This window comes from Glycomyces harbinensis (assembly GCF_900101745.1).
Classification (GTDB): Bacteria; Actinomycetota; Actinomycetes; order Mycobacteriales; family Micromonosporaceae; genus Glycomyces; species Glycomyces harbinensis.
In genome coordinates, this window is record NZ_FNAD01000010.1 from 185315 (window position 1) to 203353 (window position 18039).

The window sequence follows — 18039 nt, forward strand, 5'->3', positions numbered from 1 at the left end:
CCACCTCGCCTTCGTCTCAGAGGGCTTACAGCCCTTCGAGTGTCATGGTCCGGTCGGCGTTCCAGGGACGGGACCAGCCGCCCAGGTCCAGCAGCCATGACAGTACCCCGGCGGTGAACCCCCAAATCAGGGGTACGCCCGCGATCTCGAACCCGGGGCCGCTGCGGCCCGACGGGTACCGGACCGTGCCGCGCGAGCGCGGATCGGCCAGGAGCGGCAGCGGAACCTGGTGCGCGGCGGCCACTTCGGACGCGGCCTGGGGCGCGACCGTGTGCGGCCGGGACCAGAACGCGAGGACCGGCGTGACCGCGAAGCCGGAGACGGGGATCCACAGCGGCGGGAGGGTCGCGCCGACCGCGACCGAGCCGGGGTCGACGGCGAGCTCCTCGGCGGCCTCGCGCAGCGCCGTCGCGGCGGCGTCGGCGTCGCCGGGGTCGGCCGCGCCGCCGGGGAAGGCGACCTCGCCCGGGTGGTGGCGCAGCGTGGCGGCGCGCTGCTGGAGCAGGACCGAGGGGCCCGGCTCGCCGAGCGCGGCGTCCTCTTTGAGGAGGACGAGCACCGAGGCGGTGCGCGCGTCCTCGCGCGTGTAGGGAAGAAGATGGTCGGCGATGACGCGTTCGGCGGCGGGGCCCTTGGCGGCCTCGGCGGCCTTGAGCAGCGGCGCCCACCAGTCGGGGCGCCCGGGGGCGACTGCGGTCTCGAGGGCGGTCACGGCAGCTCCAGACCGAACGCGGACTCCGCGGTCGCGGTCAGGCTCTCGGTCGTGGCGCCCGGCTCGACGACGAGTTCGGCGACGGTCCCGTCGGCGTCCACGAACGCGATGCCCGGCAGGGCCGGGATGCCCAGGCCGATGCGGATCGCCTCGTCGGGGTCGGAGACCGAGGGGTAGGTCAGTGCGAAGTCCTCGGCGAACCAGCGGGCCGCCTCCCTCGAGTCGGCGGTGTCGACGCCCAGGACGCCGACCTGGTCGCCGTGCGCCTCGTAGAACGCCTGGATCTCGGGGGCCTCCTCCTGGCAGGGCCCGCACCAGGTCGCCCACAGGACCACCAGGAGCGGCTTGCCGTCCGTGCCGACCGCGGCCGGCGCCCCGTCGCCGAGGCAGTCGAGTTCGAGTTCGCCGACGCCGTCGATGGGCGTGCCGCCGGCGGCGCACGCGACCGACCAGGTCGGGTCGCCCGCGCCGTCGCCGGCTTCCGGGGCGTCCTCGGCGCAGGCGGTCAGGGCCGCGAGGGACAGTGCGGCGATCGACGCCGCCGCGGCCCGCCTCACGCGTCCACCGAGTGCTCGGTGCGCGGGTCGCCTCCGGCGGCGCCCGCGAGCCGGATCAGGTCGGCGACGTTGTCGCCCTTGAGGAGCTTCGCGGCCTCGGCCGGGTCCGTGGGCCCCTCGCCGAAGGACGGGCACAGCGCCGCGAGGGTGCACGCCCCGCACGCGGGCTTGCGGGCGATGCAGACGCGGCGGCCGTGGAAGATGATGCGGTGGGAGAACATGGTCCACTCCCGGGGCTCGATGAGCTTCTGGAGCTGGAACTCGAGCTTCACCGCGTCCTTGTTGAGCGCGGCCTTCCCGCCGACCAGGCCGAGGCGGGTCGTGATCCGGATCATGTGGGTGTCGACGGTGATGCCGGGGACGCCGAACGCGTTGCCGCGGATGACGTTCGCGGTCTTGCGGCCGATGCCCGGGAGCTTCACCAGGGCGTCCATGTCGTTGGGGAGCGTGCCGCCGTGGTGCTCCACGAGCGCCTTCCCGAGCCCGATGATCGACCTGGTCTTGTTGCGGTAGAAGCCGGTGGGCCTGATGATCGCCTCGACGTCCTCGGGATTCGCCTCGGCGTAGTCGGCGGCGTCGCGGTACTTCGCGAACAGCGCCGGCGTCGTCAGGTTGACCCGCACGTCCGTGCACTGGGCCGAGAGGATCGTGGCGACGGCCAGCTCGAGCGGATTGGAGTAGTCCAGCTCGCAGTGGGCGTCGGGGTGGGCCGCGGCGAGGAGGCGGTTGATCTTGCGGGCCCGGCGCTTCTTGGCCAGTTCGCTCTCGGCGCCCTCTCGGCGGAGCTTGCGAGCCGGAATTCTGCTTGAGCTGGCGTCGGCTGCGGTCACCCCGCCATGGTACGCGGACGCCCCGACGATCCCTGGCCGCCGCGGACCGCGGATCAACGCGCCGCGGCGCGCGGTCCCCCCTGCGCTCCCTTGCCTCCGCGCAGCCGCAGACCGCCGCGCAGCAGCAGCGCCGACAGCCCCAGCAGGCCGCCCCCGGCGGCCGTCGCGGCCATGCTCCAGGCCTCGGAGACCGCGGGGGCCTGCTCGACCCGCGGGAGGACGTCGACGTCGGCGTCCACGGCCGCGGCCGCGTCGACCACGCCCGCGCCGAGGCCCTCGCCGCCCGGGCGCGCGGTCGCGGTCAGCGCCCGCCGCACTTCCTCGGCGGTCCAGTCCGGATGGGCCGAGCGGACCAGCGCCGCCGCACCCGACACGACCGCCGCCGCGAACGACGTCCCCGTCACGTTCTTGTGCCCGCCGTCGGCCTGCGGGGCGCGCAGGTCCGCGCCCGGCGCGGCCAGGTCGGTCTCGTCGCCGGTGACCGCCGTAAGCCAGCGGTCGCCCGCCTGGTCGGTGCCGGTGACGGCGAGGACGTCCGGCATCCGCGCGGGGAACCACACGGTCTCGTCCGGGCCGTCCTGGTGCTGGTTGCCGGTGCACGCGACCACGAGCACGTCGTGGCGCTCGGCGTACGCGATCGCCTCGGAGAACGGCGCCGAGTCGTAGTGGCCGCCGAGGGAGAGGTTCACGATGTCCGCGCCGTTGTCGACGGCCCACTCGACGGCCGCGCCGACCATTGCCGAATCGTGGTAGCGGTTCTCGTCGTCGAGGACCCGGATCGGCAGGATCGAGGCCCCCGGCGCGATCCCCGGCTCGCCGGAACCGGCCCCGGCCGCGATGAGCCCGGCGACGGCGGTGCCGTGCCCGACCGGGTCGGCCTGGCCGAAGGCCCGCTCGTAGACCGGGCCCGACTCGGAGCCGAGCGCCAGGAGCCGGGGCTCGGCGCCGGTGTCGACGTCGACGTAGCTGCGGCCCGGCAGGACCGCCCCTTCGAGGTCGGGGTGGTCGGCGTCCACACCCGAGTCGATGACGGCCACGACGACGCCCTCGCCGGTGGCCTCCGGCCAGACCTCGGGCGCGCCGATCGCCGACAGATGCCAGGCGACGGGCGCGGAGGCGTGGCCCGCCGGCGCGGAGAGCAAGAGCGCCAACAGCGTCGAGCAGACGCAGGCCAGAGCGCAGCGAACGGAACGATCCCACATGAGAACCGGATCGTTACACAGCGACAGGCCCACAGCGTGGGAATGACACGCGTTCGCCTTTATGAATTCGTTATTCTCGGCCTACTGACGGAAACTTGACAACGCCCTCGCGTTACGGTGACCATCGCGAGGGGACGCCGCGTTCGCTCGACACCGCCCCATCCAAGACCGGTAGGGGGGAAGGGCTGAGTGGGATCGATGTGGGAACCGAGTAACGAGATCGAGCGCCACCTCAGGGAGGCGCTGCGAGCCGAGGACCAGGACGGATACTTCCGAATCCTGGCGCAGATCGAACTCGTCCTCCCATTGTCGTATGAGGACAACAACGGCGGCGGCTCGGACACCTGGGCCACGTGGACCACCGACGACCGCACCCATATTCTCGCGTTCACTTCCGAGACCGCCCTCCAGGTGTGCCTGCGCGACAACGCCGGCGCCTCGCGGCGCGTCTCCTTCACGGCGCTGGCCGAGTCCTGGCCCGACGAGGACTGGTGGCTCGCGGTCAACCCCGGGCTGCCGATCGAGGGATACCTCCCGGCATGGTTCGTCTCTCAAGTGGCCCAAGGCATGACGACCGTTCCCGTCGATCCTGCCGCGGCCGACCAGGCTTACGACGCGCCGCCGGCCCGCTCCGAACCGCAGCGGCGCCCCGAGCGCAACGACCCGTTCGCGGCGGGCCAGTCGGACCCGTTCGCCAACCCCATGGCTCCCGCGCCGGCGTCCCGCGAGGGCAGCTTCATGCCCCCGGCCCCGCCGGTGCCGGACGTCCCGCCGGCGCCGCGGCGCTCCTCCGACCTCAGCGGCTCCCCAGGTCAGAAGAGCAACGCCTCCACCGTCGCGGGGACCACGCCCGCGGGCCTGCCGTTGCGCCAGCCCCCGCAGGAATCGGGCGAGCACGAGGCCTTCAACGGCCACGCGTTCGCGTCCCAGCCGCCCCCGCCGCCGGAGCAGCACTACGCGCCGCCCGCGCCGCAGGGCTATACCTCCCAGCCCCAGGGCTACCAGACGTCCCAGCCCCAGGGCTACCAGCCGCCGCCGCAGGGCTACACGTCCCAGCCCCAGGGGTTCGGCTCGCAGCCTCAAGGCTATGGATCGCAGCCGCAGGGGTTCGGCTCGCAACAGCAGAACCCCGGCTCCCAGCCGCAGGAGCAGTCGTACCCGGCCGACCCGCACTGGCCGTCCGAGCAGGACCAGTGGCCCGACGCCCCCGACTGGCTGCGCGACCAGGAGCCCGACCCGCTGACGCTGCCGACGCGGGCCCCCGCCCCGCCCGCCGCGGCCCCGGAGCCCTACGCCGCCGGCGACTCCTTCGGCACCAACGCCTCCTTCGGGAACGCCGACGCGTTCGGCGACGAGCCGCGCTCGGCCGAGGCGTTCGCGTCCATGTCGAGCGCCTTCGGGCGCCGCGCGCCCGAACCGGAGCCCGCCCCGACCCCCGCGGCCGCCGCGAACCGGCCCGTCGAGCTGTCCGGCGAGGACGCCGAACCGCTCCTGGCCGAGGCCGCCTCCTCGGGCGACACCGCCTCGTTCCTCCAGACCCTGCTGTGCGCCAGCGTGATCCTGCCCGTCGGCGACCCGGCCGCCGCGCACATCCGCGTCGGCGACAAGTCCTTCCGCTGGTCGAGCGACATCGTCGACGGCATCATCGGCATCACCGTGTACACGACGGTGGAGCGGATGACCGAGCGCGTCGGCGAGGACACCCCGCACACGACCGTCCCGTTCGGCTGGCTCATCCAGCACTGGCCCGGCCAGGAGTACGCGCTCTACGTCAACCCCGGCACCGAGGTCGGCGCGAACATGTCCGGCTCCGAGGTCGAGTCTCTGCTGAAGTGGGCCGAGGCCAAGGACCTGCTCACGTTCGCCAGCGAGATGGAGCGCCGCCAGGCCGCCGCCGCGCGGCTCTCGCCCGCCCACCGCGTCCAGCCGATCCTGTGGCAGAAGACCATCCCGCACCACCAGGTGCCGTTCTACCTCGACCGCGGCTACGACCGCGTCGGCGGCTTCGTGCACCCGGCCGATGCGGTGGACCACCTGCGCACGCCCGCGCAGCTGTACCTCGCGCTCGGTCTCATCCGCTCCAGCGAGGACTTCAGCCCCACCGACGACTCGGTGCACGTGCTGCGCTGGACCGGCTACCGCACGGACCTGTACCCGACCGCCCTGGGCGGCAACGACTTCAGCGCCGCACAGGCCCGCGGCGGGACCGTGGTCGAGCCCGGCCCGTTCCGCGGCGACGGCTTCGCGCCCTCCGAGTCGCCCGACGACCGCATCCCCGAGCACAAGGTCGACTCCGTGCGGCTGCCGCACGGCGCCAAGATCCTGCGGATCGACTCGCGCGGCGAGGTCGCCGAGATCGCCCTCTACGACGCCGACACCCGCGAATGGGCCCCGATCGACGGGGCCTACGGCGGACCGGCGGCCATCGAGGCGCCCTCGGTCCCGGCGCTCCCGCCGGCTCCGGCTCCGCCCGCCCCCGCGCCTTCGGCCGACAGCGCCCCGCCGCCTGCCGGTCCGATGGGCGAGGCCTACGGGTACGGCAACGGCTCGGCCGGCTACGACAGCGCGCTCGGCGAGGCCTGGGGCGACGCCGGGCACTACGACCTGGTGCGGCCCGCCCCCGAGGACCGGGCGGCGTCCGTCCTGGACCACCGCGACTGGAAGGACGCCTAGCCATGAGGGACGGCTACATCGCCCGCTGGAAGGGCGCCGAGTACGACTCCAGCCCCGACGGGGCCCACGTGCGCCTGTACTCGCCCAACGGCGGCGACGGCTTCGTGAAGGTCGCCGACGGGCGCTTCCGCCGCGGCGTGCCGATCGGCGAGCTCGAGGACTTCTTCTACGTGCGCACCGGATGCGTCTGGAGGGGCGAGCCGTTCTTCGTGCTCGGCGCCTCGGGCGACTGGCTGCGCCTGGAGTACCGCGGCGGGCGCGCCGACGTGGCCCGCTCGCTCGGCCTCGAACCGTACGACAACGGCGTGTACCAGATCTGGGCCCCGGCCGAAGAGGTCGGCGAGATCGCCGAGCAGTATCTCTAGGGCCTGACCTCTATTCAGGACCGCTGAAGCGAGCCGCTCCGCCGAGCTCCGCCCTCACGCTTCCGAGCCCCGGCCGCCCGCGACCGGGGCTCGAGCCGTGTCCGGGCGCGGCGCGCGGCCCGGCCGTCTCCGGGTTGTACTGCGGCGCAAGGCCCTCTTCCATACGTATTCATTGACGTAAATCTGTCTGGAGACCGCTTTCGCAACGGAGCGGTTTTGCTGTATGCTTCGGGAAACGAATTGAAAGCGTTTGCCTGCGCACCTGTCCACACACCGGGGGCGAACGCTCGCGGAGTCGTGCGCCGACCGGCAGTCGACCCACATGGGCGACCGCGCGCCCGTACATTGGCCTAGTAATCGTATGGAGCAGATCCCTATGGCAGAGAGAATCACCGTCGGCATCGCCCTCAACGGGGTGACCGGACGCATGGGCTACCGCCAGCACCTCGTGCGCTCGCTCCTGGCCATCCGCGAGCAGGGCGGCGTCCAGCGCGCGGACGGCAGCGTCATCTGGCCCGAGCTCACCCTCGTCGGCCGCAGCGCCGACAAGCTCGCCGCCGTCGCCGAGCGCCACGGGCTCGACAAGTGGACCACCAGCCTCGACGAGGCCCTGAGCGACGACGCCGTCGACGTCTACTTCGACGCCCTCACCACCCAGCACCGCCTCAACGCCGTGGGCGCCGCCATCAAGGCCGGCAAGCACGTGTACACCGAGAAGCCCATCGCCACGAGCCTCGACGACGCCCTCGGCCTGGCCCGCGCCGCCCGCGACGCCGGCGTCAAGAACGGCGCGGTCGCCGACAAGCTCTACCTCCCCGGCCTGCGCAAGCTCAAGCGCCTGGTCGACTCCGGCTTCTTCGGCCGCGTCCTGTCGGTGCGCGGCGAATTCGGCTACTGGGTCTTCGAAGGCGACTGGCAGGAGTCCCAGCGGCCCTCGTGGAACTACCGCGCCGAAGACGGCGGCGGCATGGTCCTGGACATGTTCCCCCACTGGTCCTACGTGTTCGAGGGGACGCTCTCGCCGGTCAAGTCCGTGACCGCGCACGTCACCACCCACCTGCCCGAGCGCTTCGACGAGCAGGGACAGGCCTACGCCGCGACCGCCGACGACGCCGCCTACGCGATCTTCGAGCTCCAGGACGGCACCGTCGTCCAGATGAACTCCTCCTGGGCCACCCGCGTCGACCGCGAGGAGCTCGTCGAGTTCCACGTCGACGGCACCGAGGGCTCGGCCATCGCCGGGCTCCGCAAAGTCCGCGCCCAGCACCGCGTCCACACCCCCAAGCCCGTGTGGAACCCCGACATCGACCAGCCGATCCCCTTCCGGCAGCAGTGGCACGAAGTCCCCGACAACGAGGAGTTCGACAACGGCTTCAAGCTCCAGTGGGAGGAGTTCCTGCTCCACGTCGTCGACGACGCCCCCTGGCACCACGACTTCCTGGCCGCCGCCCGCGGCGTCCAACTGGCCGAGGCCGGCTACCGCTCGGCCCGCGAGGGCCGCCGCATCGAACTCGAGGAGCTGGTCCTGTGACCCGCAAGTTCACCTCCCGCGTCATCTACTCCGCGGCCCACGTCGTCGCCGATCCCCTGGCCGACAACGGCCCCGGGCGACCGGCGACCGTCGACTGGGACGCGACGATCGCCTACCGCAGGCACCTGTGGGACCTCGGGCTCGGCGTCGCCGACGCGATGGACACCGCCCAGCGCGGCATGGGCCTGGACTGGGACGCGACCAAGCGGCTCATCCGCCGCTCCGCCGAGGCCGCGGGCCCCGACGACCTCCTCGCGTGCGGCGTCGGCACCGACCAGCTCGGCGCCCGGCCCACCACGATCGAGGAGATCCGCTCCACCTACCTGGAGCAGCTCGCGGTCGTCGAGGACGCGGGGGCGGGCACGATCCTCATGTGCTCGCGCGCCCTCGCCGCCAGCGCCAAGAGCGCCGACGACTACAAGGCCCTGTACGCCGAACTGCTCGCCGAGGTGAGCGGCAAGGCGATCCTGCACTGGCTCGGCCCGATGTTCGACCCGGCCCTGGAGGGCTACTGGGGTTCGGGTGACCTCGACGAAGCGGCGGACACGTTCGTCGAGATCATCACCGAGAACGCCGCGAAGATCGACGGCATCAAGATGAGCCTGCTCGACGCCGACGCCGAGATCGCCCTGCGCCGCAGGCTCCCCGAAGGCGTCCGCTGCTACACCGGCGACGACTTCAACTACCCGCGCCTGATCGCCGGGGACGAGTTCGGGCACTCCGACGCGCTCCTGGGGATCTTCGACCCGCTCGCGCCCCTCGCGTCGAAGGCCGTGCAGCGCTTGGACGAGGGCGACATCGCCGGGTTCCACGCGATCCTGGACCCGACGATCCCGCTGGCGCGCAAGGTCTTCGAGGCGCCCACGTTCAACTACAAGACAGGCGTGGTCTTCCTGGCGTGGCTCTCGGGACACCAGGATCACTTCAAGATGGTCGGCGGCCTCGAATCGGCCCGCTCCATCGAGCACTTCGGCGAGATCGTCGACCTCGCCCTCGAAGTCGGGCTGTTCCCCGACGAGCACCGGGCGATCGACCGGTTCAACGCCCTGCTCAAGGTCGCGGGCCAGCCGAAGCGGACCCTCGCATGAGCGCGCCCGAACGGTCCCCCCTCGACCGGTTCTCCTTCAACCACGCGACGGCGAAGTTCTGGGACCAGCGCGAAGCCGTCGAAGCGTGCGCCCGGACCGGCTCCGGCATCGGACTGTGGCGCGAACCCGTCCAGGAGATGGGCCTCGAAGCGAGCGCCAAGCTCGTCAAGGACGCCGGCGTGACGGTCACGAGCCTGTGCCGGGGCGGGTTCTTCACCGACCCGACCCGCGCGGCGATCGAGGAGAACAAGAAGGCGATCGACGAGGCGGCGGTACTGGGCGCCCCGACGCTCGTGCTCGTCTCCGGCGGCATCCCCGAGGACGGCACGATCGACACCGCCCGCGAGGGCGTCGAAGAGGCGCTGGCCGAGCTGGCCCCGTACGCGGGCGAGCGGGGCGTGACGCTCGCGATCGAGCCGCTGCACCCGATGTTCGCCAGCGACCGGTGCGTGGTCGCCACGATCGGCGAGGCGCTGGACCTGGCCGCGCCGCACCCGGCCGAACAGGTCGGCGTCGTGGTGGACACCTACCACATCTGGTGGGATCCGCAGGTGTGGCAGGGCATCGCGCGCGCCGCGGCCGAGGGCCGCATCGCGTCCTTCCAACTCGCGGACTGGATCACCCCGCTCCCGGCAGGCGTGCTGACCGGCCGCGGGCAGCTGGGCGACGGCTGCATCGACCTGAAGCGCTACCAGGAGACGGTGGACGCCACCGGTTTCGACGGGCCCATCGAGGTCGAACTGTTCAACGACGCGCTCTGGGCACGACCGGGCGCCGAGGTCTTCGAGGAGACGAGGGCCGCCTTCCGGCGGGTCCTCGCCTAGTGCGGGTGGGCGCGGAGCCAAAACGGGGACAAGACGACCCGGCTCCGCGTCCACCCATTTCTCTCCGGCTCTCGCGCCGCCGAACGCGACCCGGTCCGGCGCCCTGTCGCCCGGGCGGGGACCGGTCCCGGGACCTTCCGCCTAGCATCGGCGCATGATCGCTCTACACCGACGCCGCCTGTCCGCAGTGGCCCTGCTCGCTTCGATCGCGATTGCGGGCTGCGGCACCGAACCCCGTTCCGACGAGGCCGGGGACGCGTCCGATCCCTCAGCGTCTTCGAGCGATGTCGAGTCCACGTCTCCTGAACCGGAGTCGCCGACCGCGGTCGACGGGACCGATTACGCTGCTTGCGATGACGGCTCCTGCGAAGTCCTCGTCACCGGTGAGGTCCAGTTCTCGTTCGACGATTTCACGCTCACGGTGACCATCACCGACGACGGCATCGAGACCCACACGGCCAACAGCGACAACACGCGTTCCGGCAGCAGCAATATGAGCGGCGCCGGGATATCCGACGCCTACTGCGTCGCCTACTTGACCGCAGGCAGCAACACCATGCAGTGCTACCCGGATACCGAACCCGGGGAGGCCCCGGCGGTGGAATCGGAGTCCGGTGTGCTCGTCCTCGAAATGCTCGACTTCCTGGAAGGCACTGCGGTCATCCGCCTGACCATGGGCTGAGCAGGGGTCGGGAAGTCGACCGTCCGATGCGAGGGTCGTCTGGCTGGCCCGCCTGCGGCACTTGCTCGGTCTCCCGGTCTACAGGTTCCGGTGGCCAGTGTTCGGGGTTAGAACGGGCGGCGACAAAAGGGTGGCTGGGGGCTTGCCCGGGCACCTCGACTTGCTGGTGGTGTTCCCCTTGCGGTCAGAGCGGGCGGCGACAAAGGGATGGTGTTCCCCTGGGCCCGGTCTGCGGCTTCGGTGCGGCCGGTGCTCGGGGTCAGAGCAGGCGGCGACGGAAGAGGTGGCTCTCTTGGGCCGGATCTGCGCTGTCGAGGTAGCGGGTGCTCGGGTCAGAGCAGGCGGCGACGAAGAAGTGGGCTGGGGCTGGGCTTGGCGGGCGGGTTTCGGCGGCGGACATGCTGAGGGGCCCGATCCCCTGTGGGATTCGGGCTGCGCCTGTTAGGTGGTGGCGCTTCCCCCAGCGGCCGCCCGCTGGGGCAGCCTAAGAAGGGCGGTTCCCCATAGTCGACCGGCCGGGAGGGGCCGGGCTGTCGTGCGGCCGCTGCGAGAGCAGGCTCCGCCCCGGATGGATCGCCTTGCGCGGCTTCGGGTTCGGGTGCTGGCACCTTGATCGCGAATCGTTCTCGGGCTTTGGCCCTTGCTGCTTTCATGGCAGCCATGCATCGTTGCCGGTCGGCCTCTTGGGCCAGCGCGTCCAGCTCGGGCTTCAAAGAGTCGGACCATTCCGACCTGTAGAGCCCGGTGGGGAACGCATCCCAGTCGCCGCTTCGGTTCTCGGCGTCCATGTCGGCGTCGGTGCGCCAGTCGGAGCAGCCGCACCCGGCACCCGCCATGTCGGTCGGGGCGGGTTCGTGGCCTTCGTGGTGCGTGATGATCGCCTGCCCCGGGCTGGTCTTCTCCACCGACCAGCCGGGGGTGTGCACCCGGCCGTGGTGGAAGCGGCACAGCAGGATCAGGTTCTCGGCGCTGGTCGCGCCGCCGTTGGCCCAGTGGACGATGTGGTGCGCCTCGGTCCAGGCGACAGGGCGCGAGCAGCCGGTCCAGACGCAGCCTTCAGGCTGTTCGAGTTCGAGCTTCCTGCGCAGCGACGTGTTCGGCAGTCGGAGAGCCCGACCGAGTTCGACGGCCTCGCCCTGCTCGTAGTCGAAGACCGAGGGAATGACCCCGGCCTCGCAGGCCAGCAGTCGTGCACGGCCTACTGAGATCGGCTTGCCTTCGAGGAGCGGCAGTCGACCGGTGTCCTTGCCCTGCAAGGTCTCGATGTCCACCATCAGGTCGAGGGTCGCGGTGTGGCCGTGCCTCGTGGCGGCCTGGGGGCTGGTGCCGTACCCGGCGAGCAGCTGGTGCAGCGCCTCGGCGTCGCGGTTGGCCTTCGCGGGCAGGAGCCCGTCAGTGTCGGTCTCCTCCTGGCGAGGCGGCGGCACGGCGGTGATGAGGTACTTGGCGAACAGCTGCCCGGTGTCGGACGAGAGCGTGGCGTCCAGGGCCCACATGCCGTTGTCCAGCTCCACGAGTTCCAGGCGCTGCAAGGAGTCCTGACCCAGGCCCTCCAGGATCTCTTCGCCGGAGTCCAGGGCGGCTTCGATCTCGTCGAGGCGGGCGTGGACTTCCTTGACCGTGGAGTGTCGGCACCATTCGCTGATCAAGTGCTCAGGGGTGGCGCACCGGACCTCAGGATCGAAGGGAGAGGTCACCGGTTCGCGGTAATCGGTCTTGGCGTACAGGCGCAGGGCCTTGGTCGACTCCAGGCGTCGCACTGCGGCGGCGACGAGGTCGATCCGAGCCGAGCCTGAGGTGGCGGTCTCGGTGAGGACGGTGAACTTCCTTGCGCACCTGGCGATCGCGGCCAGGTCTGCGGCGGTGCGGGTGTGGAAGTCGAACTTGGCGCAGAGCCAGTCGCGCAGTCCGGAGTAGCCGTCGACGTCGCGGTGGATCTTCCAGGCCTGGGCTTCGATCACGGAGGAGAGCACCTGGGAGTGGAAGGCATTGATGGCGGATGCGGCCTGGTCGAGGGCTGAACGGATGGCCTGGGACTTCTCGGTTCGCCCGCCATGGGGGAATGCAATGGCCATCTGACTCACCTCCTCGAACTGTCCGGCTGATTTAGTTCCTTTGTGCTATGTCAAGCATAGATGGGTTGTGGGGGAGTGTCATCACTCAAACGGTTGAAGATGGCTCGTATTGCCTGGTCAGCGGCACCGAGGCGGGCTGCCACGCCAGAGGATCGGCCCTCAAGCGAACCAGCCAGTCGACATCAGACCGGTGTCTGGCTCGACCTCTTGTCGCCGTCCGCCTGAACTCCACACACCGCCCACCTTCAAGCCGGAATGCGGCCTCGCAACCATCCGTCCCCGTCGTCGCCGATCTGGAACCCGCACCCCGCGAACCCGCAAGGGCGCGACTCGCCTCCCCGGCCCGCCAGCGCCGCGCGCCCAGCCCATATAATCGCCATCTACGAACGGTCGATCCGCTTGTGGCCCTTGGCCTCAGCGTACTGACAGTGATCCGGTGAACACCCTCGCGCCGGGCCGCTTCAAGATCGGCACCGCAGTGCGTCCGGGTCAACTCCGGCTCCGTCACGACCTACCCCGCATACCGCCGCGAACGGACCGACCGGCACCGCCCCGCCGAGTTCCTCGCCGACCGATACCTGGAGCGCAACGTGACCGCCGCGCCGCAACCGGAAGCGCCGATCTGGTTCCTGCCCATGAACATCGGCGAGCGCGACACCACCGACCAGTCGCCCGACTGGCACTACCTCGGCGAGTTCTTCCAGGACATCGGCCTGGGCGACCGCGTCCGCTTCGCCGTCTACCGCAGCACCGCCGAACCGGCGATGCACCGCCTGACCTCCGACGAGCAGAAGAGCTACGGCGCCCGGCTCATCGCCGTGTTCTCCGATCCTCCGACCGCCCCGGCCGCGTGGCATCCGGTCTGGGAGCGCGACGAACTGCGGCCCGAGGTCGAGAAGCTGGCCCGGGCGATCGCCCGAGGCTGAGCCCCGGGCGACCGGTGAACCGTCAGTGCCCCTGGGAGACGCAGAACTGGTTGCCGTCGGGGTCGGCCAGGACGGTCCAGGTGAACGCGCCGCCGGGGGCCTCGTGGTCGGCGACGTGCGTCGCGCCGGCCTCGACCAGGCGCGCGACCTCCTTTGCGGCGTCTTCGGCGACGAAGTCGATGTGGGTGCGGCCGGGCGCGGTGCCCTCGACGTACTGGAAGGACAGGCTGGAGCCGTCGCCGAAGCCGACCATGACGTACTCGCCCCAGTCGGCGGTGATCTCGCCGCCCAGCGCGGCGAGCCACCACTGCGCGAGTTCCCCGGGCCGGTCGGTGTCGACGGTGATGTTGGCGATCTTCAAGGTCATGCCGGGCAGGCTACCGGCGGGGTCCGACAATTCAGTCCTTGAAGTGCTCGCGCCCGTTCAGGGGCCGGTCGAGGTCCTGCTCGGTGGCCCGCCGGTGGCCGGTGTACTCGGCGAAGACCACCACGTTCTCGGTGTAGTCGCCGCTCTCGCGGTCGAACTCGCCGCCGCAGGTGATCAGGCGCAGGGCCGGCGCCGCCTCGATGCCGAACACGTCCTCGTACGGCAGGCGCTTCTTGGCGTACGACTCGACCTCCGTGACCTCGTAGGAGACGACGATGCCGTCCTCGCGGGTCACCTCGATCGCGTCCCCGGCCTCGAGCCGCCCGACGGGGTAGAAGACCGCGGGGCCGCTGCGTTCGGTGTCGACGTGGCCCATGAGCACGGTGGGGCCGAACTCGCCGGGCGTGGGGCCCGGTTCGAACCATCCGGCCTCGTGCGGGCGCCAGCTCGCGGGGACCTCGAAGTTCCCCCGGTAGTCGAGGCCGAGCGCGGTGAGCGGGGCGTGGACGTCGACCGACGGGATGTCGACGCGGGTCGGGTCGGACCGGTCGAGCCAGTCGCCGCCGGCGGGGTCGGCGAGCGCGAACGGGTCGTCGTCGAAGGGGTTGGCGAACTCGGGCATCGACAGGGTCGGCAGCGGGGCCACGCCGCCGACCATGAGGCCCAGGCCCCCGGCGAGCAGGATCGAGAGCACGACGGCGGCCACCGGCCGGAACGCGGGTTCCGGCCGGTGGAGGGTCTCGCCGGTGTCGTCGACGTCGGTGCCCGGCTCCATCAGGCGGTGGTGATCCTGCTGCGGCGCTTGAGGAGCCACAGGCCCGCGGCCGCGATGAGCACGACCGCCGCGCCCGTCCACAGGACCGCGGTGGCCGCGTCCGAGGCGGTCGAGCCGCCGCCGGTCGCCGCGCCCGTCCCCGAGGTCACCGTGAAGTTCGCCGAGGCGGTGTCGGAGCCGCAGGTCACCTTCACCGTGTACGTGCCGGGCTTGATCCCGTCGGTGACGGTGAAGTTCCCCTGGGCGTTGTTGTTGTTCTTCGGCAGCTTGAAGCTCACATCGGTGTTCTCCAGGTCGCCGGTGGCGTCGGTGTTGCAGTTCCCGGCGAGCGCGTCGACGCGGGTGCCCACGGCGCCGGCCGTCGGCGTGAGCGTGACGGTGATGGCCGCGTTCGCCGGAGCGGCGGTGGACAGCACGACCGCGGCGCTGAGCGCGATCGCGGCGAGCATCCCTCGGATGGGCATTCGCATGGGCACGGTTCCTCCCCGTTCGTCACCGGACGGTCCCGGCTCGACGTGACGTGTCAACTGCTCACGGTAATCGTTTCCTCGGGCGCGACACGGGGTTTCGAGGGAAAACGGGCGGCCCCGGTCGCTTGTGGGGAGTCGGGAATCGGACAACCCGCACCGAGGCGTTCCGCGAACGCGCCCTTGAGGGTCTGGAATTCGCGGCCGCTCTCTGCCACGATGAGGGGATGAGGCTTCCCGGAAGCGGTCTGGTCAGCGGTCTCGCCGCGACCGCGCGCACCGCCGCGCGCCGCGCCGTCACCAGCCAGTACCCCGAGCGCGAACCCGAACTGCCTGAACGCACCCGGGGCGTGATCGCCCTCCACGAGGGCAACTGCACCTCCTGCATGCTGTGCGCCCGCGAATGCCCCGACTGGTGCATCTACATCGACTCCCACAAGGAGACCGTCGAGGTCGAGGGCGCGGCCAGGCCGCGGCAGGTCAACCGGCTCGACCGGTTCGACATCGACTTCTCGCTGTGCATGTACTGCGGGATCTGCGTCGACGTGTGCCCCTTCGACGCGCTCTTCTGGGCCCCCGACTTCGCCTACGCCGAAGGCGACATCCGCAACCTCCTCCACGACAAGGAGCACCTGGGGGAGTGGCTGGACAACGTCCCGCCCTCGGCCCTGCCGGAGGCGAAGGAGTGACGCTCGCCGACGTGCTGCTGCTGGCGTTCGGGCTGCTCGCGCTCGGGGCCGCGCTCGCGGTCGTGACGACGCGGCGGATCGTGCGGGCCGGACTGTGGCTGGCCGTCGCGTTCGCCGGGATCGCCGGGGCCGCGCTCGTGCTCACCGCCGAATTCCTCGCGTGGGTGCTCGTGCTCGTCTACGTCGGCGCGATCGTGGTGCTGCTGCTGTTCGCGACCATGCTCACGAAGGCGCCCACCGACGCCTCGGACGACCTCGACCGCGCGCGCTGGCCCGGGATGGTCGCCGCGGGCGGGATCGGGCTCGGCCTGGGGGTGGTCGTGACGGCCGCGTTCGGCTGGATCCGGGTCGATCCGGCGGGCCGGGACGGCGGCGCGGCCGCGATGGGGGAGGCCGTCTTCGCCGACTGGGTGCTCCCGTTCGAGGTGTTGTCCCTGCTCCTGCTGGCCGCGCTCGTCGGCGCGGTCGTGGTCTCCACCCGCGCGAAGTGAGCAACGGTCTTGTAACGAAGGCTTACTAGCCGCGCGGTAAGCTGGCGGTCATGACCTCACCGATCTTCGCATTGGCCGACGAGTACATCACCGCGTACGCCCGGCTCCACCCCATGTTCGCCGGCTCCGCCGGCATCAAGGGCGACTTCGGCGTCGCCACCGACTTCGGGCCCGAGGCCGTCGCCGAGCGGGCCGCGCTCGTCAGCGCCACCCTCGCCCGCCTCGAGGCCCTGGAGTCGACCGGCCCGGCCGACGACCTGGCCCGCCTGCACATGGCCGAGCGGCTCCGCGTCGAAGCCGACATGCACGCGGCAGGCGAGTGGCGCCGTGCCCTGCGCGTGCCCTACGGGCTCCTCCAGAACCTGGTCAGCTACGTCGAGCTCGCGCCGCGGTCGACCGAGGGCGACTGGCGCCTCAACGCCTCGCGGATGCGGGCGATCCCCGAGATGCTCGCGACCTGGCGCCAGACCATGAACGCCGGCATCGAAGCGGGGGAGACCGTCGCGCTCCTCCAGGTCACCGAGGGCGTCAAGCAGGCCCGGCGCAGCGCCGAGGCCCGCGTGTTCGACAAGCACCTCAAGGCCTACGGCGACGGCCCGCAGGCCGCCGACCTGCGCGAGGCCGCCGAGGTCGCGTACGCCGCGTTCGAATCCGCCGCGAAGTACCTCGAGCAGACCTACGCCCCGCACGCGCGCGAGAGCGACGGCGTCGGCGAGGAGCGGTACCTCCTCAACGCCCGGTCCACGCTCGGCGCAGCCCTGGACCCGCACGAGGCCTACGCGTGGGCGTGGGACGAACTGCACCGCATCGAGGACGAGATGGCCGCCGAGGCCGCCAAGGTCCTCCCCGACGCCGGACTCGCCGAGGTCATCGCGCACCTCGACGCGACCGAGGCCGTCGACACCTCCGGCGAATACCTCTCATGGCTCACCGAGAAGCACCAGGGCGCCCTGGCGGCCCTCAACGGGGTCCACTTCGACATCGACCCGCGCCTGATGAACCTCGACGTGCAGCTCGTGCACGGCTCCTCGGCCGGCTCGGCGTACTACTCCGGTCCCAGCGAGGACCTTTCCCGCCCGGGCCGCACCTGGTGGCCCGTCGCCGACCGCGAGCGCTTCCGCACCTGGGCCGAGCTGACCACCGTGTTCCACGAGGGCGTCCCCGGCCACCACCTCCAGATCGGCCAGACGAAGGTCGCCGGCGAGGGCCTGTCGCGCTTTGCGAAGGTCTTCGGCTCGGTCTCGGGCCACGCCGAGGGCTGGGCGCTGTACGCCGAGCGGCTCTCCGACGAGCTCGGCTGGTTCACCGAGCCGGGAACGCGCCTGGGCATGCTCAAGGGCTCGGCGCTGCGGGCCGCCCGCGTCGTCATCGACATCGGCTGGCACCTGGACCTGCCGCTGCCGGCCGCCGAAGCGAAGATCCACGGCGACCGGTGGAACTTCGACGTGGCCCTCGACGTGCTCCAGAACCGCGGCCGCATCGCCTCGCACCGCGCCTATCCCGAGATCGTCCGCTACGCGGGCTGGCCGGGCCAGGCCATCTGCTACAAGCTCGGCGAGCGCGCCTGGACCGCGGCCCGCGCGGAGGCGCAGGCCGCCGCCGGGTCCGCCTTCGACCTGAAGGCCTGGCACACCCGGGCCCTGAACCTCGGGCCCGTCGGCCTCGACAACCTCGCTTCCGTCCTGCGGGGCTAGGCAGCGTTTGAGAACAGTGGGAGCCTCCAGTTAGTTTTGTTGTGTCGCAACGAAACTCAATACTGGAGGCTCCTGGTGTCAAGCGTACCGG

18 protein-coding genes are annotated in these 18039 nt (G+C 71.5%); 10 read left to right on the top strand and 8 right to left on the bottom strand.

Annotated features, from left to right (window positions below; genetic code table 11):
• Positions 1-25: 25 nt before the first annotated feature.
• Genes BLQ63_RS17370 through BLQ63_RS17385 form a run of 4 tightly spaced genes read right to left on the bottom strand, consistent with a single transcriptional unit; the run spans position 26 to position 3250 of the window.
• Positions 26-712 carry an NUDIX hydrolase gene (locus BLQ63_RS17370; protein WP_218125315.1) on the bottom strand — a complete coding sequence of 229 codons (687 nt, stop codon included), beginning with the start codon at positions 710-712 and terminating at the stop codon, positions 26-28.
• Positions 709-1269: a TlpA family protein disulfide reductase gene (locus tag BLQ63_RS17375; RefSeq protein ID WP_218125316.1), complete on the bottom strand. Its 561-nt coding sequence runs from the start codon at positions 1267-1269 to the stop codon at positions 709-711. The genes BLQ63_RS17370 and BLQ63_RS17375 overlap by 4 nt, the downstream gene beginning before the upstream one ends.
• Positions 1266-2099, bottom strand: coding sequence for an endonuclease III (nth, locus tag BLQ63_RS17380; RefSeq protein WP_091037993.1), 834 nt, complete (start codon positions 2097-2099; stop codon positions 1266-1268). Before nth ends, BLQ63_RS17375 begins: the two co-directional genes overlap by 4 nt.
• Positions 2100-2152: 53 nt before the next feature.
• The gene (locus BLQ63_RS17385) at positions 2153-3250 is read right to left on the bottom strand and encodes a S8 family serine peptidase (protein WP_177154986.1); all 1098 of its coding nucleotides are present in this window, start codon (positions 3248-3250) and stop codon (positions 2153-2155) included.
• Positions 3251-3499: 249 nt separating this feature from the next.
• Between BLQ63_RS17385 and BLQ63_RS17390 the strand changes: the two genes are divergently transcribed.
• The 6 genes from BLQ63_RS17390 (at position 3500) to BLQ63_RS17415 (ending at position 10464) form a co-directional block, all read left to right on the top strand.
• A complete protein-coding gene (locus BLQ63_RS17390) occupies positions 3500-5974 on the top strand; it encodes an SseB family protein (RefSeq protein WP_091037998.1) in 2475 nt (824 codons plus the stop codon).
• Positions 5975-5976: 2 nt separating this feature from the next.
• The gene (locus BLQ63_RS17395) at positions 5977-6339 is read left to right on the top strand and encodes a hypothetical protein (protein ID WP_091038001.1); all 363 of its coding nucleotides are present in this window, start codon (positions 5977-5979) and stop codon (positions 6337-6339) included.
• A 376-nt stretch (positions 6340-6715) separates the two neighbouring features.
• On the top strand, positions 6716-7870 hold the full coding sequence (locus BLQ63_RS17400) for a Gfo/Idh/MocA family protein (protein ID WP_091038003.1): 1155 nt from the start codon (positions 6716-6718) through the stop codon (positions 7868-7870).
• Positions 7867-8958 (top strand): dihydrodipicolinate synthase family protein, encoded by a 1092-nt coding sequence (locus BLQ63_RS17405; RefSeq protein ID WP_091038006.1) that lies wholly within the window; start codon positions 7867-7869, stop codon positions 8956-8958. Before BLQ63_RS17400 ends, BLQ63_RS17405 begins: the two co-directional genes overlap by 4 nt.
• Positions 8955-9782 (top strand): sugar phosphate isomerase/epimerase family protein, encoded by an 828-nt coding sequence (locus BLQ63_RS17410; RefSeq protein ID WP_091038007.1) that lies wholly within the window; start codon positions 8955-8957, stop codon positions 9780-9782. Before BLQ63_RS17405 ends, BLQ63_RS17410 begins: the two co-directional genes overlap by 4 nt.
• Before the next feature lie 187 nt (positions 9783-9969).
• Positions 9970-10464, top strand: coding sequence for a hypothetical protein (locus BLQ63_RS17415; RefSeq protein ID WP_091038009.1), 495 nt, complete (start codon positions 9970-9972; stop codon positions 10462-10464).
• Positions 10465-10796: 332 nt separating this feature from the next.
• Here the strand turns inward: BLQ63_RS17415 and BLQ63_RS17420 are convergent, their stop codons facing one another.
• The gene (locus BLQ63_RS17420) at positions 10797-12539 is read right to left on the bottom strand and encodes an HNH endonuclease signature motif containing protein (protein WP_091038013.1); all 1743 of its coding nucleotides are present in this window, start codon (positions 12537-12539) and stop codon (positions 10797-10799) included.
• Between the two features lie 590 nt (positions 12540-13129).
• On the opposite strand from BLQ63_RS17420, the gene BLQ63_RS17425 reads away from it, so the two are divergent.
• A complete protein-coding gene (locus tag BLQ63_RS17425) occupies positions 13130-13465 on the top strand; it encodes a hypothetical protein (protein WP_091038016.1) in 336 nt (111 codons plus the stop codon).
• Positions 13466-13487: 22 nt separating this feature from the next.
• On the opposite strand, the gene BLQ63_RS17430 is transcribed toward BLQ63_RS17425, so the two are convergent.
• Genes BLQ63_RS17430 through BLQ63_RS17440 form a run of 3 tightly spaced genes read right to left on the bottom strand, consistent with a single transcriptional unit; the run spans position 13488 to position 15077 of the window.
• Positions 13488-13832 carry a VOC family protein gene (locus BLQ63_RS17430; protein WP_091038067.1) on the bottom strand — a complete coding sequence of 115 codons (345 nt, stop codon included), beginning with the start codon at positions 13830-13832 and terminating at the stop codon, positions 13488-13490.
• Between the two features lie 31 nt (positions 13833-13863).
• Complete coding sequence (locus tag BLQ63_RS17435; RefSeq protein WP_091038018.1) at positions 13864-14607, bottom strand: class F sortase; 744 nt, start codon at positions 14605-14607, stop codon at positions 13864-13866.
• Positions 14607-15077 (bottom strand): cytochrome c-type biogenesis protein CcmH, encoded by a 471-nt coding sequence (locus BLQ63_RS17440; protein ID WP_143014968.1) that lies wholly within the window; start codon positions 15075-15077, stop codon positions 14607-14609. The genes BLQ63_RS17435 and BLQ63_RS17440 overlap by 1 nt, the downstream gene beginning before the upstream one ends.
• A gap of 224 nt (positions 15078-15301) precedes the next feature.
• On the opposite strand from BLQ63_RS17440, the gene BLQ63_RS17445 reads away from it, so the two are divergent.
• Genes BLQ63_RS17445 through BLQ63_RS17455 form a run of 3 tightly spaced genes read left to right on the top strand, consistent with a single transcriptional unit; the run spans position 15302 to position 17948 of the window.
• Positions 15302-15763, top strand: a complete 462-nt coding sequence (locus BLQ63_RS17445) for a 4Fe-4S binding protein (protein ID WP_091038022.1) — start codon at positions 15302-15304, stop codon at positions 15761-15763.
• On the top strand, positions 15760-16254 hold the full coding sequence (locus tag BLQ63_RS17450) for an NADH-quinone oxidoreductase subunit J family protein (RefSeq protein ID WP_091038025.1): 495 nt from the start codon (positions 15760-15762) through the stop codon (positions 16252-16254). The genes BLQ63_RS17445 and BLQ63_RS17450 overlap by 4 nt, the downstream gene beginning before the upstream one ends.
• 50 nt (positions 16255-16304) lie before the next feature.
• Entirely contained in the window at positions 16305-17948 is a 1644-nt protein-coding gene (locus BLQ63_RS17455; protein ID WP_091038028.1) for a DUF885 domain-containing protein, read from the top strand.
• The last annotated feature ends 91 nt before the right edge of the window (positions 17949-18039 follow it).

Coding starts and splice junctions, on each gene's coding strand:
- BLQ63_RS17435 (WP_091038018.1), bottom strand. CDS start 14,607: ATGGAGCCGGGCACCGACGTCGACGACACCGGCGAGACCCTCCACCGG.
- BLQ63_RS17395 (WP_091038001.1), top strand. CDS start 5,977: ATGAGGGACGGCTACATCGCCCGCTGGAAGGGCGCCGAGTACGACTCC.
- BLQ63_RS17455 (WP_091038028.1), top strand. CDS start 16,305: ATGACCTCACCGATCTTCGCATTGGCCGACGAGTACATCACCGCGTAC.
- BLQ63_RS17400 (WP_091038003.1), top strand. CDS start 6,716: ATGGCAGAGAGAATCACCGTCGGCATCGCCCTCAACGGGGTGACCGGA.
- BLQ63_RS17445 (WP_091038022.1), top strand. CDS start 15,302: ATGAGGCTTCCCGGAAGCGGTCTGGTCAGCGGTCTCGCCGCGACCGCG.
- BLQ63_RS17390 (WP_091037998.1), top strand. CDS start 3,500: ATGTGGGAACCGAGTAACGAGATCGAGCGCCACCTCAGGGAGGCGCTG.
- BLQ63_RS17440 (WP_143014968.1), bottom strand. CDS start 15,077: ATGCGAATGCCCATCCGAGGGATGCTCGCCGCGATCGCGCTCAGCGCC.
- BLQ63_RS17420 (WP_091038013.1), bottom strand. CDS start 12,539: ATGGCCATTGCATTCCCCCATGGCGGGCGAACCGAGAAGTCCCAGGCC.
- BLQ63_RS17430 (WP_091038067.1), bottom strand. CDS start 13,832: ATGACCTTGAAGATCGCCAACATCACCGTCGACACCGACCGGCCCGGG.
- BLQ63_RS17410 (WP_091038007.1), top strand. CDS start 8,955: ATGAGCGCGCCCGAACGGTCCCCCCTCGACCGGTTCTCCTTCAACCAC.